Origin of the sequence: Bacillus sp. JJ1127, assembly GCF_036965845.1 — a bacterium.
Taxonomy (GTDB): Bacteria; Bacillota; Bacilli; order Bacillales; family Bacillaceae_G; genus Bacillus_A.
The window spans coordinates 1-1957 of sequence record NZ_JBALQK010000341.1 but is presented as its reverse complement, the minus strand read 5'-3'; the positions used below and the strand labels follow the sequence as shown (position 1 = coordinate 1957).

The following is a 1957-nucleotide window of genomic DNA, read 5'->3' as shown; positions in this document are numbered from 1 at the left end:
TAGTTTCATGGGTAGAAGACAAAGCCCGAAGTATGAAAACATGGACTTACTACAAAATGGATGCTTCTGGTTTGTTCAAAACACCCCCACTTTACAAAGCAAACTTGGGGAAAGGGTACCTAAAGGCTCGTATCAAATAGGCATTACAGAACCCACCATTTTAGTCATTCCCAAGTATAATGTTGTCGTTGCCAAAATGTATAACAAAAGATATAACTATGGAGGAGACAACTATCTGTATTATTTACGAGAATTTAGTAATTTAGTCGCTGATACATTCGCGAAATCATCTTTTACATACCAGTAAAAATANNAAAGAAAAGGAGTGAACCCTTATGAAAAAACAAACGAATAAAAGTAAAAAACAAAACATTAAAGATACAAATATTGAGCGAAATGCTATATATAGTGATCCAAAAGATGCTGCCAATATGCAAACTGTTCCGCAACCAAAAGACTATGAGGAAATCGAATATTAATTTTGTTTTTATAAGACTTTTTTATGAAAGAAAAATACATCTTAAGTCCGATAAAAATAAAGACATCGTTTGGTACTATGTATATAAACATTTGAAAATGTCTTATCTTAACACAGCTTTTCTTTAATAAATCTGTATATAACATACAAAAAGACACTTCTTAACGGAGTGTCTTTTTGTATGTTAAAAACAATACGTTATCTTAATTTCCATTTTAATATTCGTATTTCGTATAGGATCATGGATATACTAATTTTGAAAAATCATGTCACTACAAGAAAGGGACAGTTAGCATGAAACAATCATCTGTACATCCATGGCTTATTGTCCTAGGCACAATTATTATACAAATTGGTCTTGGAACAATTTACACATGGAGTTTGTTTAATCAACCTTTAGTGAGTAAATTTGGCTGGGAACTTCAGGCTGTAGCGATTACTTTCTCCATTACCAGCTTTTCTTTATCGTTTTCCACTTTGTTTGCAGGAAAATTACAGCAAAAAATAGGCCTTCGTAAACTAGTTGCAATTGCAGGAATTGTATTAGGACTAGGCTTAATACTTAGCTCACGAGTTTCCTCATTACCTTTATTATATATATTAGCTGGTGTGGTAGTAGGTTATGCAGATGGGACAGCTTATATCACATCATTATCCAATTTAATCAAATGGTTTCCAAATCGTAAAGGTCTCATTTCAGGTATATCTGTTTCAGCTTACGGAATGGGGAGTTTAATTTTTAAATACGTAAATGGTATGCTAATTGATACAGTTGGGGTATCACAAGCTTTTTCCTATTGGGGTATTACTGTTTTGATTTTAGTACTAGTAGGTTCATGCTTTTTACGTGAAGCCGTTACAAATGAGGCAGTATCCCAAACATCGAATAATGATTATACGACTCGAGAAATGTTACGTACAAAACAAGTATACCTTTTATTCTTTATGTTATTTACATCATGTATGAGCGGCTTATATTTAATTGGTATGGTAAAAGATATAGGCGTTCAGCTGGTAGGACTTAGTGCGGCAACTGCCGCTAACGCTGTTGCAATGGTTGCAGTCTTTAATACTATTGGTCGAATTATCCTTGGAACGTTATCAGATAAAATAGGGCGATTGAAGATTGTTTCAGCAACGTTTGTTATTATTGGATTGTCTGTTTTTACATTAAGCTTTATGCAGTTAAACTACGCAATTTATTTCGTCTGCGTAGCAAGTGTTGCTTTTTGTTTCGGAGGAAATATTACAATCTTCCCAGCCATTGTAGGTGATTTCTTCGGTTTAAAAAATCATAGTACAAATTACGGAATCGTTTATCAAGGATTTGGATTTGGCGCGCTTGCAGGTTCGTTTATAGGTGTACTATTAGGCGGATTCCAACCAACTTTTATTACAATTGGTGTGCTGTGTATTGTGTCCTTTATTATTGCAATCTCCATTCGCCCTCCAAGCCCAGAAAAGAAAAAAGAAATACAA

The 1957-nt window shown here is 33.9% G+C and carries 2 protein-coding genes and 1 pseudogene; all 3 read left to right on the top strand.

Annotated elements, in window-relative coordinates; translation table 11 throughout:
* A pseudogene (locus V7183_RS24030) lies at positions 1-307 on the top strand (penicillin-binding protein); the annotation flags it as partial.
* Positions 308-335: 28 nt separating this feature from the next.
* The gene (locus tag V7183_RS24025) at positions 336-479 is read left to right on the top strand and encodes a hypothetical protein (protein ID WP_097897504.1); all 144 of its coding nucleotides are present in this window, start codon (positions 336-338) and stop codon (positions 477-479) included.
* 293 nt (positions 480-772) lie between these two features.
* Positions 773-1957, top strand: a 1185-nt coding sequence (locus V7183_RS24020) for an L-lactate MFS transporter (RefSeq protein ID WP_335361082.1), incomplete at its 3' end; no start/stop codon positions are given.

Excerpts from the sequence above, each read along its gene's own strand:
- V7183_RS24025 (WP_097897504.1), top strand. The coding sequence starts at position 336 with ATGAAAAAACAAACGAATAAAAGTAAAAAACAAAACATTAAAGATACA.